The organism is Bacteroidota bacterium (genome assembly GCA_039821555.1).
GTDB lineage: Bacteria > Bacteroidota > Rhodothermia > Rhodothermales > Rubricoccaceae > JBCBEX01.
Genome location: JBCBNX010000004.1, coordinates 376,044 through 390,638, shown reverse-complemented (window position 1 = coordinate 390,638; position 14,595 = coordinate 376,044). Strand labels below are relative to the sequence as shown.

The window sequence follows — 14,595 nt, the reverse complement described above, 5'->3', positions numbered from 1 at the left end:
TGAGCCCACTGGGTATGGCGCCCCCCTGGCGTGTAGTACGCTGGGGGGGTCCACCCCCGCCACCACCCTCCTAACAGGACCCATCCTAACAGGACCCATGCAATTCATGACTAACTACTTCCGCAAGGCCCGTCGCCTCGCCTTCGTGGCGATGCTGGCCCCAGCGCTCCTGCTCGGCGGTTGCACCGACCTCGGCGAAGAGGTCTTCAGCGGCGTCGAACCGGAGAACTTCTTCCAGACCGAGGCGGAGGTGACTGCCGCCCTCGTCCCCGTCTATGCCCAGCTCCGCGCGATGCTCTGGGCGTACCACAACCTCAGCCAGGTGTCGTCCGACGAGACTATCGTCCCGACCCGCGGCGAGGACTGGGCTGACGGTGGCCGCTGGCTCAACATGCACCGCCACAACTGGGACGCCAACCTGCCCGACCTCAACGACGCATGGGTGGCTGCCTACACCGGTGTCGCCCGCGCCAACGCCCTGCTCCTCAACTTGGAGCAGATCGAGATCGCCAACAAGGCGGACATCGTTGCTGAGGTGGAGACGCTCCGCGCGTTCTACTACTACCAGCTCCTCGACCTCTTCGGAGGCGTGCCGATTGTCGGCGACGAGGAAGGTGAGTTCCTCGTGGACCCGGACAACCCGCCCGTGCCAAACACCCGCGCTGAAGTCTACGACTTCATCGTTGCTGAGCTCGAAGCGGCCCGCCAGGTTCTCCCCGACGAAGCTCCAGTCTACGGCCGCATGACGAAGGCTGCTGCCGACGCCATTCTCGCCAACCTCTACCTCAACGCTGCAGTCTTCCGCAACTCCTCGGACGGCATCAGCACGAGCGGTTACAACTCGTGCATGTCCACCAACACGTGTGACGACGCCATTGCAGCTGCGGACCGCGTCATCAACTCGGGCATCTACGAACTCGTTGACGACTGGGCGTCCAACTTCACGCCGGACAACGTGGCGGTGCCTGAGCACCTCTTCGTGGTCCAGCACTCGAACGCGGAGAACGGCCTCGGGATGAACTTCCCGATGCGCTACCTGCACTACAACCAGTACAGCCCGTCGCCGTGGAACGGCTTCTCGACCATCGCCGAGACCTACAACTCGTTCGCGGACAACGACAGCCGCAAGGGCATCTTCCTGGTTGGTCAGCAGACCAGCTTCGACACGGGTACCAACGTGGACGATCGCAACGGCGACCCGCTCATCTACACGCCGGACTGCACCCCGGGTGACGCGCAGATCACCAACACGACGGAAGGCGCCTGCGTCCGCGTTGCCAAGTTCCCGCCGGACCTCAGCGCTCCGGGCGGCGACGGCCACTCGAACGACTATGCCTTCTTCCGCCTCGCTGAGATGTACCTCATCCGTGCCGAGGCCAAGAATGAGATGGGCATGACGGCGGACGCCATTGCCGACATCAACGTCCTGCGTGAGCGCGTCTTCAACGCGGACGCCGACGGCGCTGGCACGCTTGACCAGTTCCTCCTGAATGCTGGCGACTTCGACCAGGCGTCGCTCCGCGATCGCCTCCTCAACGAGCGTCTCTACGAGCTCATGTACGAGGCCAAACGTCGTCAGGACCTCATCCGCTACGGCCTCTATGAGGACGCATGGGAGTTCAAGGAAGCCAGCTCGGCCATCCGGGTCCTCTTCCCGATCCCGCAGCAGCAGCTGAACGCGAACCCCAACCTGGTCCAGAACAGCGGCTACTAAGCCGTTGGACCCTGGTCTCTAGCAAGACCCGAGCGGCCCCGCCAGGACTTCTGGCGGGGCCGCTTGTTTATGAGGGGGTTGAGCACGGAGCCTTCGCACCCACCACAACGGTATGGAGCCCCCGTGAAAACGCTTCCAAGCCGACACCTTGTGCCCCCAGTCGTGCGTTCCCCCGCAGCTTCCACCACCACGCCTGCTCCCCCATGCCCCGCTCGCTCTACGCGTTCAGCGTCCTGCTCGCTTTTGGTCTAGGGGCAGGCTGCACCACGTCTCCCAGCGTGGACCGCCGTGCTTTGTTTACATCGCTCGATCCCGCCGACACGGGCGTCGCGTTTGAGAACACGCTGACCGAGACGCAGGCGTTCAACGTCTTCACCTACCGCAACTTCTTCAACGGCGGTGGCGTGGGCATCGGCGACTTCGACGGGGACGGACGGCCCGACGTCTACTTCAACGCCAACCAGGGTCCGAACGCGCTCTACCTCAATCGCACCGAGCCGGGTAGTCCCCTCCGCTTCGAGGACGCGACCGGGGTGGCTGGCGTCGGCGGCACGCGCGCCTGGAGCACCGGCGTCTCGGTGGTCGACCTGAACGCCGATGGGCTCCTCGACCTCTACGTCAGCAACGCTGGCAACCTCGACGGCGACGACAAGCAGAACGAGCTCTTTATCAACGAGGGCGTGGGCGCGGACGGCCTCCCGCGCTTCTCCGAGCAGGCCGACGCCTACGGGCTTGCCGACGAAGGCTACACGACCCACGCCGCATTCTTCGACTACGACCGCGACGGCGACCTCGACGCCTACCTCCTGAACAACTCGTTTCGCCCCGTCTCGTCGTTCGGTCTGCGCAACATCCGAAACGTGCGCGACGACCTCGGCGGCGACAAGCTCATGCGCAACGACAGCGGCCCCGACGGCCCGCGGTTTACCGATGTGAGCGAGGAGGCGGGCGTCTACGGCAGCGAAATCGCCTTTGGCCTCGGCGTCACCGTCGGCGACGTGGACGACGACGGCTGGACCGATATGTACATCTCGAACGACTTCTTCGAGCGGGACTACCTCTACCTGAACAACCAGGACGGCACGTTCCGCGAAGTCCTCGACGAAGCCATGCCGCTCCTGAGCCTCTCGTCGATGGGCGCTGACATGGCCGATCTCACTGGCGACGGACGGCCGGAGATCTACGTCACCGACATGCTCCCCGAGGACGACCGCCGCCTCAAGCTCACCTCAGCCTACGAGGGCTACAACCTATACCAGGCGAAGGTCGCCAACGACTACCACCACCAGGTGATGCGCAACACGCTTCAGCGCAGCAACGGCGACGGCACCTTCAGCGAAGTCGGCCAGATCGCAGGCGTGAGCGCGACCGATTGGAGCTGGGGCGCCCTCTTCGCCGACCTCGACAGCGACGGCTTCAAAGACCTCTACGTCGCCAACGGCGTCTACCGCGACGTTACCGACCAGGACTACATCAACTTCCTCGCCGACGAGGAAACTCGCGAGCGCGTAGCCGCGGGCGTGGAAACAGGCCAGGGCGTCGACTTCCTTGCCCTCACCAGCGAGATCCCCTCCACACCCATTCGCAACTACGCCTTCCGCAACGAAGGCCTCACCGAGCCGGGTGCCCTCCGGTTTACCGACGCCACCGCGGCCTGGGGCCTTGACGAGCCTGGCTTCTCCAACGGCGCGGCCTACGCCGACCTCGACGGCGACGGCGATCTCGACCTGGTCGTCAACAATCTCGGTGCCCCCGCCTCGATCTACGAGAACCAGACCAACGCGCAGGCCAACCGGCATTTTCTCCAGGTCCGACTCGAAGGAACGGCCCCGAACGTGTTCGGCATCGGCGCGAAGGTGGGAGTGTGGACCGACGGACGCGCCAACTACCTCGAACATATTCCCATGCGCGGCTTCCAGTCTAGCATGGACTACACGCTCACCTTCGGCTTGGGCGAGGCCTCTGCGATCGATTCTGTCACGGTGCGGTGGCCTGATGGGCTGCGGCAAGTCGTACGCTCCGTGGCCGTCGACCAAGTGCTCACGCTGCGCCATACCAACGCGGCGTCGACGCCGAGCCAGCTTCCTGAACTGCCAGCCGGGGACCCCGCTCTCTTCCAGGACATCACCGCGAGCGCCTCAATTCCGTACCAGCACAGCGAGAATCGCTTTGTGGACTTCCACCGGGAGAGCCTGCTCCCGAAGAAGCTCTCCACCGACGGCCCCGCCGCCGCCACCGGCGACGTGAACGGCGACAGGCTCGACGACCTCTACCTCGGCGGTGCCGCCGGGCAGCCGGGCGCGCTGCTCCTCCAGACGGCAAGCGGCAGCTTCCGCCGCGCTTCAGCCCCGGCGTTCGAAGCCGATGCCGCCTCTGAGGACACCGACGCCGCATTCTTCGACGCCGACGGCGACGGCGACCTTGACCTCTACGTCGTATCGGGCAGCAACGAATTCGAGGCGAACGCCCCAGCGCTTGTCGATCGGCTCTACCTCAACGAGGGCGCTGGCCAATTCACGCGCGGCGAAGGGCTGCTCCCCACACAGTACATGAGCGGCAGCACGGTCGCCCCAGCCGACTTCGATCAAGATGGCGATCTCGATCTGTTCGTCGGCGCGCGGTCGGTCCCCTTGCGGTACGGCGACATTCCCCGCTCCGCGCTGCTGGTCAACAACGGGCGCGGCCGATTCACCGACGTGACCGAGCGTCGCGCACCCGCACTCATGGAGGCAGGCCTCGTCACCGATGCCGTCTGGACCGACACGGACGCCGACGGCGACCTCGACCTCGTGGCCGTCGGCGAGTGGATGCCGGTGCGGGTCTTCGAGAACGTTGGCAGTGGTGCGCTGGAAGCCGCGGCGGTGCCGGGCCTCGCCGAGACGGAAGGCCTCTGGACGCGCGTGGTGGCTGCCGACCTCGACGGCGACGGCGACGACGACCTCGTGGCGGGTAACCTCGGCCTCAACACCAAGCTGCGCGGCACCCCCGAGCGCCCCGTCACGATGCTCGTCGCAGACTTCGACGGCAACGGCTCGACCGAGCAACTACTGAGCCTCTACCCGAGCGCCGACAGCGACACGGCCTACCCGTTCACGCTGCGGCAGGACCTCGTGCGGCAACTCCCGCACCTCAAACGTCGCTACCCACGCTTTGAGGGCTACGCCGAGCAGACCGTCGACGACATCTTCACCGAGGAAGAACTCGCCCTTGCTGACGTACGCACCGCGTCTCTCTTTGCCTCGTCCGTCTTCCTCAACGAGGGCGGCGCGTTCGTCCGCGCTGACCTCCCCTACGACGCGCAGTTGGCTCCTGTCTACGGCCTCCTCGTCCGCGACGTTGACGAGGACGGCGCGCCCGACCTACTCCTCGCAGGAAATTTCTTCGATGTGCGCCCGGACTTGGGCCGCATGGCGGCATCGTATGGCCTGCTCCTGCGGGGCGTCGGCGATGGCACGTTCGAAGCCCTGCCGCCGCGCGCGAGCGGCTTCTTCGTGCCGGGCCAGACACGGCGGCTCGCTGGCTTGGCGGGGCCAGGCGGATTGCGCGTCCTCGCCGCCAAAAACGATGCGGCGCCGCAGGTCTTCGCTCGCCTCGCTGACTGACCCCTTCGCCGGGCCCACTCGTCTCCATCGGTTGCCTCGCCACTCCTCGCCTGACTGAGCCCCCTCCCATGCCCCCGTTTGTCCGCGCGCTCGTGCTGAGTGCGTCCCTCGTGTCCCTCGGCTGCGGCGCGTCCAGCGAAGCGCCCCTCTTCGAGCGCCTTGATCCGAGCGCCACCGGCGTGACGTTCACCAACCCCCTCGCCGAGGCTGCGTCGTTCAACATCATCGACTATCCGTACTACTACAACGGCGGCGGCGTGGCCGTTGGCGACGTGGACGGCGACGAGCGCCCCGACCTCTTCTTCACGGCCAACGAGCAGGAGAACCGGCTGTACCTGAACCGTACGCAGGCTAACGGCCCCATCCGCTTTGAGGACGTCACGGACCAGGCAGGCGTTGGCGGGCTCGGCAACTGGTCCACGGGGGTGACGATGGTCGACGTGAACGCCGACGGGCGGCTCGATCTCTACGTGATGAACGTGGGCGGCTACCTAGACCGGTCCGGGCGCAACGAGCTGTTTATCAACGAAGGGCACGGCGACGACGGCGTGCTGCGTTTCACCGAGCAAGCCGACACCTACGGCCTCGATTTCGAAGGCTACGCGACGCACGCCACGTTCTTCGACTACGACCGCGACGGCGACCTCGACGCCTACCTCCTCAACCACTCGACGCACACCGAGCGCACCTATAAGCGCGCCGAACTCGTCCGCACCCGCCACGAACGCGCGGGCGACCGGCTGCTCCGCAACGACGCCACGCCGAACGGCCCGCGCTTCACCGAGGTCAGCCAGGAGGCAAGCATCCGTAGTGGCGCGGCGGGCTATGGCCTCTCCACCGCCGTCGCCGACTTTAACGGCGACGGCTGGCCTGATCTTTACATCGGCAACGACTTCCACGAGAACGACCTCCTCTACCTCAACAACCAGGACGGCACGTTCCGCGAAGTCATCCAGACGGCGATGGCGCACACGAGCACCTTCTCGATGGGCGCCGACGCCGCCGACCTCGATAACGACGGGCGCATTGACCTCGCCGTCCTCGACATGCTGCCCGACGACGAGGCTATCCGCAAGACCTCCGACGACGGCGACACGTTCACGCTCTACGAGCTCAAGCGCAGCCTCGGCTACCATCACCAACTCGCTCGCAACACGCTCCAGCTCAACCGTGGCGTCGCTACGGACGGCGTCCCGCGTTTCTCGGACATCGCGCCGCTCGCAGGCACGGCGGCCACCGACTGGAGTTGGGCCGCCCTCTTCGCCGACTTCGACCTCGACGGGCACAAGGACCTCTTCATCACGAACGGCATCTTCCGCCGCCCCAACGACCTCGACTACATCAACTACGTCGCGAGCGCCGATGCGCAGATCGCGCTCCAGCAGGGTACCGATGAGAGCATCCTCGCGCTACTCGACAAGATGCCGCGGGTGCCGATCCCGAACGCGGCGTTCCGCAACGACGGCCTGCTCCGCTTCGAGGACGTCGCCGAAAAATGGGGGCTCGACGAGGCCGGCTTCTCGAACGGCGCTGCCTACGCCGACCTCGACAGCGACGGCGACCTCGACCTTGTCGTCAACAACGTCAACGCCGTAGCGTCGATCTACGAGAACCAGGCCGCTGGACTACCAAACTGGCAAGGCCTTACCGTCCACGCGCTGTCCGTGGCGCTCGTCGGCCCGGCGGAGAACCCTCTGGGAGTAGGCACGAACGTCCGAGTTGTCACGGCTGGCACCAAGCAGCAAGTCGCAGAGCTGATGCCGACACGCGGCTTCCAGTCTTCTGTGGAGCCACTCCTGCACTTTGGCCTTGGCGTAGCCTCTACGGTCGACACGCTGACCGTCCGCTGGCCCGACGGACGCACGCAGTCAATGACCGACATCGACGCCGACCAGCGGCTCACGCTGCGCTACGCCGACGCCACCGACACGGCTCCTGTGCCTCGGCGGTCGACTCCGCTGTTTACGGTCGTGGACGACGCGATCCCCTTCACTCACGAGGAGAATGACTTCGTCGACTTCAACCGGGAGAAGCTCATGCCACACAAGCGTTCGACGGACGGCCCGGCGGCGGCCGTGGGCGACGTGGACGGCGACGGACTCGACGACCTTGTCTTTGGCGGCGCGAAGCACCAGGCGGCGTCGCTGCTCCGCCAGCAGCCAGACGGCTCGTTCCTCCCTGTAGATGTCCCAGCGTTCCGCGCGGATAGCCTCGCCGAGGACGTGGACGCTACGCTCTTCGACGCCGACAACGATGGCGACCTCGACCTTTACGTCGTCTCGGGTGGCAACGAATTCTGGGGCACGTCCGATGCGCTGCGCGACCGGCTCTACCGCAACGACGGCGGCACGTTCATGCGTGACTTGGAGGCACTACCGGCTGTGTTCGCCAACGGAAGCGTCGTCGCGCCCGGCGACTACGACGGCGACGGCGACCTCGACCTGTTCGTGGGTAGCAGCACGACACCCCGCGAGTATGGCGTCATCCCGCCCAGCTTTCTGTTGGAGAACGACGGTACCGGGCGTTTTACGGATGTGACTCCCGACGCAGCCCCAGACTTGTCGCAGGCGGGCCTCCTCGCCGATGCCGTCTGGGCCGACTTCGACGGCGACAGCGACCTCGACTTAGCTGTGGCTGGCGAGTGGATGCGCGTCAGGCTGTTCTTCAACGACGGCGGTACGCTCACACCACAAGCGCGCGGTGCCACCGGCCTATGGCACAGCCTCGCTGCCGCTGACGTCGACGCGGATGGTGACCTCGATCTCATCGCGGGCAACCTCGGCTTCAACTCGATGATCCACGCCCAGATCGGCGAGCCTGCGCGTCTCTACGTTGGCGACCTTGACGGCGACGGGAGCACCGAGAGCCTGCTGACTACGGTGCGTGATGGGCGCGAGTACCCGTATGCTTCCCTAGACCAGCTCAAGAGCCAGTTTGCCACGCTCCGGCGCGAGTACCCCGACTTCGTCACCTATGGCGGCCGCGAGGTGAGCGAACTGTTCGGTCCCGGTGCCATGGCAAACGCAGACGTGCTCGAAGCCGACATGCTTGGGTCGGTATGGCTGGAGAATGACGGCGCTGGCTCTTTCACACAGCACACGCTGCCGCGGCCCGCCCAGTTTGCCCCAGCGTTCAGCATTCTCCCCGGCGACCACAACGGCGACGGCCACCTCGACGTGCTCCTCGCGGGCAACTTCACCGGCGTCCGCCCTGACCGCGGCCAGGAAGCGGCTGGCTTCGGCGTGCTCCTGCGCGGCACGGGACGCGGCGGTCCGTCCAATTTCGAAGCCGTAGATCTCGCAGAAAGCGGCGTCGTGCTCCCCGGCGAAGTTCGTGAACTCTCATTGTTTACGAACCAACGCGGCACCATGCACATACTCGCCGCCCGCAACAACGCCTCTCCGCTCGTGCTCCGCGCTACTGGCAGGAGGGGTGCCTTTGCGGCTCGATAGCCCGACTCGTTTGATCGCCTGATCGTATCCCAACCGCTCTGACTCGTCCGACCATGCCTCGTCCGACCATGCTCCGTCCGACTATGCTCCGTCGCGTCCTGTTTATGCTGCCCTTGCTGTGCGCCTTCGGCGTTCTCTCCGCGTGCGAGGAGCCTGCCCCGAAACCCGTTGACCCCGTGGCGCTGGAGACGGCGTCGGACCCGGAGTTGCTGCACGCAGCAGTGAAGCATCTCACGGACGTGATGATCCGGGACATCTTTAGCCCGCCCCAGGCCGCCCGTGCGTATGCCTACACGACCATTGCCGCCTACGAGGCGATGGTGCCTGACACGCCGGACCTTCGCTCGCTCGCAGGCCAGGTCGCCGAGCTAGAGGCCGTACCGGCTTCCCCAGCGGATGCAGAGATTCACCATCCACTCGCCGCGACGCAGGCCGCCTACACGGTGGCCGAAGCTCTGGTCTTCTCACCGGCTGAGATCGCGGTGCGCCAGGAGGCGATGGAGGCCGAGGCGCGTGCCGCGCTGCCGGAAGCGCTCGTGGAGGCCTCGCTGGCCTACGGCGACGCTGTAGCGCAGCACATCCTAGCCTGGGTGAACACGGATGGCTACCGCGAGACCCGGAGCGCTCCGACCTACACCGTCACCGACGAGCCCGGGCGTTGGGTCCCGACGCCGCCCGCCTACATGGACGGCGTCGAGCCGAGTTGGAGTCAGATCCGTCCCTTTGCTCTCGAAACAGCCGACCAGTTCGCACCGCCGCCACCGCCGCCGTACAGCTTAGACCATGCCAGCGAGTTTTTCCGGCAGGCCCAGGAGGTCTACCAGATCGGCGCCACCATCACGGAGGAGCAGCGGGCGATTGCGAGCTTCTGGGACTGCAATCCCTACGTGATGCACACGCGCGGCCATGCCATGTTTGCCACGAAGAAGCTCACCCCGGGGGGGCACTGGGTTGGCATCGCGGCCATCGCCAGCCGCATGCGCGGCGACGACTTCGCCGCGACCGCCGAGGCCTACACGCGCACCGCTATCGCCCTCTCGGACGCCTTCATCAGCGCGTGGGACGAGAAGTACCGCAGCAACCTCATCCGCCCGGAGACGGTTATCAACGCCCACATCGACGACGCGTGGGTGCCGGTGCTCCAGACGCCGCCCTTCCCCGAATACACGAGCGGCCATAGCGTCATTTCCGCCGCCGCCTCAGTCGTGCTGACGGACTACTTTGGCGACGACTTTGCCTTCTCGGACACCACCGAAGTCGAGTACGGCCTCCCCGTCCGCGACTTCCCTTCGTTCAGTGTGGCGGCCGAGGAAGCTGCCATCAGCCGGCTCTACGGCGGCATCCACTACCGCTTCGCCGCCGACGAAGGCCTCAAGCAGGGACGCAACGTCGGCCGCCACGTCGTCGAGCGGCTTCAGACGCGCGTTCCTACGCTGGCCACCCAGTAATCCTCACCCCGAAGGCGAGGCGGGCCTACCTTGTCTTTTGCCCTTCGGCTGCTTTTCCCACCACCACTGCTCATGTCTAAGCTCTTTCGCCTCGGCCTTCTCCTGCTGCCCCTCGTCTTCCTTGCGGCTTGTGACTCTGGCGGCGAGGACGATCCACGCGTGGGCGTCACCGGACGCTGGGTGGGTGAACTCACCAACCTCCAGGACATGTCTCAAGTCTTCCCGATCGAGATTAACGTGGTTGACACACGCAACAACGTGACAGGCACTGGAGTGGTGCAATTGCCGACCGAGGAGCTTTCGTTCGACATCATCGAGGGGCTCTTCCAGACGCCGTTCTTGAGCTTGACCCTTCGCTTCGACCGGGCCCCGTTCCAGGGCTCGCTTGTCGGCAACACGAACAGTGCGGTTACCGAGATCAATGGCGACTTCGCGGGGTCGGGCCTAGCTAACGGCCCCGTCATGCTGACGCTCAACCGAGCCAACTAGGTACCAGCCGCGTTCACGCTGAGTGGCGCTCGAGCTGATGGCCACTCGCGGCTTCGGTACTGCCCCGCTGCGTTCGATTCGTCGCCCGTTCTGAAAGGCCTCGTTCCGCGAGCTAGGTCTCAAGCTGGCACTCATCCGCCTTCCAGGAGCGAATTCGCTGCTGCGTAGGCGTCTGCTGCGTAGGCACTCGACCTGCTGAATGCCACTATTCTCTAGCTTTGAGACTGCCCACGAATAGAGAGGTGTGAGATCATGCATGAAGCGAATACTGCCCCCTTGTCTCCACTCACGCTGGAACGTAGCCCTCAATGAGAGACGCAAGGCGTTCGGCCTGACAACACGCGGCGGAGCCAACACGCGGCGGAGCCAACACGCGACGGTGCCCCCGGATTGGTTCTGATGTGTCTGGTCCGGGAAGCTAAGCGTCTCTAAAGAGAGGTGCACGGCGGGTCGATACTGACAGGGCCATACCATCACCCTGTCATGCCACTTAGCCCTACTGAACTAGGACAGCGACTTACCTGGCGCTATGTGTTCGCCTTGGCTCTCATCGCGCTCCTTGCCACGGGCGCCCAGGTCCTCATTCAATACGAGTTGGACCGGCGCAGCGATGATGCGACCGAGGTCAACCTCGCGGGACGGCAACGCATGCTCAGCCAACGCATCGCGAAACTGGCCCTTGCTTCACGCCTGCAGACCGATCGCTCCGAGACGCTAGACCAGCTACGTGCTGAGGTAGAAGCCTGGACTAGCACCCACGAAGCACTACTCGACGGCGACGCGTCGCGAGGCCTGAGGGGACTCCGCGAGACCGACTTCAACGAGCACCTGCTGGCGCTCTCCGCGGAGGTGTTGGCCGTCGAGGCTGCGGTAGATACGTTCGTCCTGGCACTGGACGCGAGAGACGATGAGAGCGCCGATGCAGCCCTAGGCGATTTGCTCCGTGGCACGGAGGCGTTTCTGCCGGCGATGGACGCCCTGGTGTTCGAGCTAGACAGTGCTGCCCAGGTCGGTACGGACAGTCTCCGCCGGATCGAGAGTGTTCTCTATCTACTCACCCTGATTGTCCTCGCGCTTGAGGCGCGCTACGTCTTTCGGCCCGCCGTCGCGAGCGCCGAGCAGACGCTCGGTCAACTCAAGGAACAGCACAGCCTCTTGCACGCGATCGTAGACACGGTACCTGATCACATCTATGTGAAAGATCTGGAGGGACGGGCTGTTCTACGCAATACCGCAAGCGCAGCAGCCTTTCCAGGGATACCGCCGGAGGAGACGATTGGTGTCACCGACGCGGAACTCAACAGCCGTGTCCGCACGGATGCTCCCGAGGAGGCTACTGAGATCGGGGCTCTCACCCTTTCTGATGACCTCCGCGTACTCAGCACGGGCAAACCACTCATCGATCATGAAGAGCGAGCGACGGACGGGGGCTGGCTGCTCACCACCAAGGTGCCCATGCCAGACGAGTCAGGCCGTCTTTCGTACCTCGTAGGCGTCTCCCGCGACATCACTGCAGCCAAGCACGCTCAGGACGCGCTGCGCATCGCGAAGGAGGATGCAGAGAGGGCGAAACAAGAGGCCGAGGCGGCACAGCAGGAAGCCGAGGTAGCACGGAGCGTCGCGGAAGCGGCGCGGCGGTGCGCCGAGACAGAACGGCGGAGCGCCGAGGAAGCGGCGCGGATGAAGAGTGCCTTTCTCGCCAACATGAGCCATGAGATCCGTACGCCGCTCAACGGCGTGCTCGGGCTCGCCGACATGCTGCGACGCGCTTCGCTCGACCAGGAGGAGCACCACTATGCTGAGCTGATCCACGCCTCAGGCACCACGCTCCTGCATCTGCTCAACGACATCCTGGACCTCTCGAAAATCGAGGCTGGCCGCATCGACATCGAGTCGGTGCCGTTCGACGTTCGCGCCACCATGCAAGAAACGGTGCGGCTGTTCCAGACTCGCGCGGAGAAGCAAGGCATTGCGATGACGCTCGATTGGCAATCAGGTATGCCCATTCAGGCTGTCGGGGATACCCACCGAGTTCGCCAAATCGTACTCAACCTCGTCTCGAATGCGCTCAAGTTCACGCACGAGGGCAGCATCGCCGTCTCCGTGCACTGCGACGAGGAGCCTGAGGGTCAGCTAGGCTACCATATCACCGTGCGCGATACCGGCGTCGGGGTGCCTGCGGACAAGCTCGAAGCGATCTTCGCGCCCTTTGCGCAGGCTGACGCGTCGATCACCCGGAAGTATGGCGGTACGGGCTTAGGTCTGGCCATCAGCCAGCGCCTCGCCAAGCTGATGGGGGGCCGGGTGTGGGCCGAAAGCGAGGCAGGCTCCGGCTCTACGTTCCACTTCACGTTTGTGGCATCCCGCATCACCGAGCCTGCGGACGAGCCGCCCCCCCTCCTCATCAAGGCCGCCCGCCCACCGGACGACTCATCGCTGCGCGTGTTGCTCGCGGAGGACGAGCCCAACAACCAGATCGTCGCGCTAACGATGCTGACTTGGCTCGGCTTCGACGCCGACGTGGCGGAGGATGGGCAGCACGCCCTCGACCTACTCGCGGCGCACCCATACGACGTCGTGCTTATGGATCTCCACATGCCGATCGTGGACGGCCTCGAAGTCACCCGACGCCTCCGCGCGCGCGGAGGCCCCCAGCCCTACGTGATCGCCGTCACCTCCGCCGCCTTCGACAGCGACGTGACCGCGTGCCTCGAAGCTGGCATGGACGAGCACCTCGCCAAGCCCATCCGCATGGATACACTCGGCGAGGCATTCGAACGAGCTCGGGCCCACCTTAGCACCAGGTCCACCGAAGAACAGGTATCCAGCAAGGAAGCGGCGACCTAGCGCGTTGTGGCGCCCTCTGTCTGGATGCCGCCCGGGATGATCTCGATCGTGCCGTCGTCGTTGAGGCTACCGGCTTCGGGCATGCCCTTGACGGCATGGCCGCCGAAGCTGCCCCGCATCGCCGAGAGGAGTCGGTAGGAGAACGACCGCTCGTCGCGCGACTGGAAGCGCTCAAACAGCGCTTGTGCAATCGTCGGGACGGGCATGCGGAGGTCGATGGCCTCTTCGACGGTCCAGCGACCCTCGCCAGAGTCGGGTACGTACGGGGCGACCGCGTCCAGCCCAGGCCGCGCCTTCAGCGCCTCCGCCGTCAGGTCGAGCAGCCACGACTGCACCACGGACCCGTAGCGCCAGACCTCGGCGATCTGGTGCAGATCGAAGTCTACCGGGTTGTCGCCCATCAGGCTTTTCTTGTCGAACATCGCGAAGCCCTCGGCGAACGCCTGCATCATCGCGTATTCGACGCCGTTGTGAACCATCTTGACGTAGTGGCCGCTGCCGACGGGCCCGACGTGGCCCCAGCCTTTGTCGGCCCCCGGCGCGAGCGTCTCGATCACCGGCGCGACCCGCGCGACGGCCTCGTCGGTGCCACCGACCATCGTCGAGTAACCGTTTTCGAGGCCCCAGATGCCGCCCGAGACGCCCGCGTCGACGAAGTGGAGGCCATGCTCAGCCGCCTCCCGCGCACGCCGGATGGTGTCGGTGTAGCGCGAGTTGGCTCCCTCGACGATCAGGTCGCCCTCGTCGAGGATGTCGTGGAGCTGTGTGAGGTGGTCGTCGGTGATTTGCCCGGCGGGAAGCATGAGCCAGACCACGCGCGGTGCATCCAGCATCGAGACGAAGTCGGCCATCGATGCCGCAGCGTCAGCCCCGTGGGATTGTGCCGTCTCGACAGGACCTTGGCTGCGATTGTGGACGACGACGCGGTGTCCACCGCGCAGCATCCGGATGGTCATGTTGAGGCCCATGCGGCCCAGGCCAATCAGTCCGAGTTCCATGTGTCGAGGGGGGAGAATGTAGATGAGAACGGGAGCGGTGGGACG

At 65.4% G+C, this 14,595-nt stretch carries 7 protein-coding genes; 6 read left to right on the top strand and 1 reads right to left on the bottom strand.

What is annotated here, in order from left to right; genetic code table 11:
* Window positions 1-106: 106 nt before the first annotated feature.
* From AAFU51_07545 to AAFU51_07520, 6 genes are all read left to right on the top strand, one after another.
* Window positions 107-1,714, top strand: a complete 1,608-nt coding sequence (locus AAFU51_07545) for a RagB/SusD family nutrient uptake outer membrane protein (GenBank protein MEO1571108.1) — start codon at window positions 107-109, stop codon at window positions 1,712-1,714.
* 203 nt (window positions 1,715-1,917) lie between these two features.
* Window positions 1,918-5,316: a VCBS repeat-containing protein gene (locus tag AAFU51_07540; GenBank protein MEO1571107.1), complete on the top strand. Its 3,399-nt coding sequence runs from the start codon at window positions 1,918-1,920 to the stop codon at window positions 5,314-5,316.
* Window positions 5,317-5,384: 68 nt separating this feature from the next.
* Entirely contained in the window at window positions 5,385-8,768 is a 3,384-nt protein-coding gene (locus AAFU51_07535; protein ID MEO1571106.1) for a VCBS repeat-containing protein, read from the top strand.
* A gap of 68 nt (window positions 8,769-8,836) precedes the next feature.
* The gene (locus AAFU51_07530) at window positions 8,837-10,216 is read left to right on the top strand and encodes a vanadium-dependent haloperoxidase (GenBank protein ID MEO1571105.1); all 1,380 of its coding nucleotides are present in this window, start codon (window positions 8,837-8,839) and stop codon (window positions 10,214-10,216) included.
* A 72-nt stretch (window positions 10,217-10,288) separates the two neighbouring features.
* Entirely contained in the window at window positions 10,289-10,705 is a 417-nt protein-coding gene (locus AAFU51_07525; GenBank protein MEO1571104.1) for a hypothetical protein, read from the top strand.
* 483 nt (window positions 10,706-11,188) lie between these two features.
* On the top strand, window positions 11,189-13,552 hold the full coding sequence (locus AAFU51_07520) for an ATP-binding protein (GenBank protein ID MEO1571103.1): 2,364 nt from the start codon (window positions 11,189-11,191) through the stop codon (window positions 13,550-13,552).
* Here the strand turns inward: AAFU51_07520 and gnd are convergent.
* Entirely contained in the window at window positions 13,549-14,550 is a 1,002-nt protein-coding gene (gnd, locus tag AAFU51_07515; GenBank protein MEO1571102.1) for a phosphogluconate dehydrogenase (NAD(+)-dependent, decarboxylating), read from the bottom strand. The two genes, AAFU51_07520 and gnd, sit on opposite strands and share 4 nt — an antisense overlap.
* Between the last annotated feature and the right edge of the window lie 45 nt (window positions 14,551-14,595).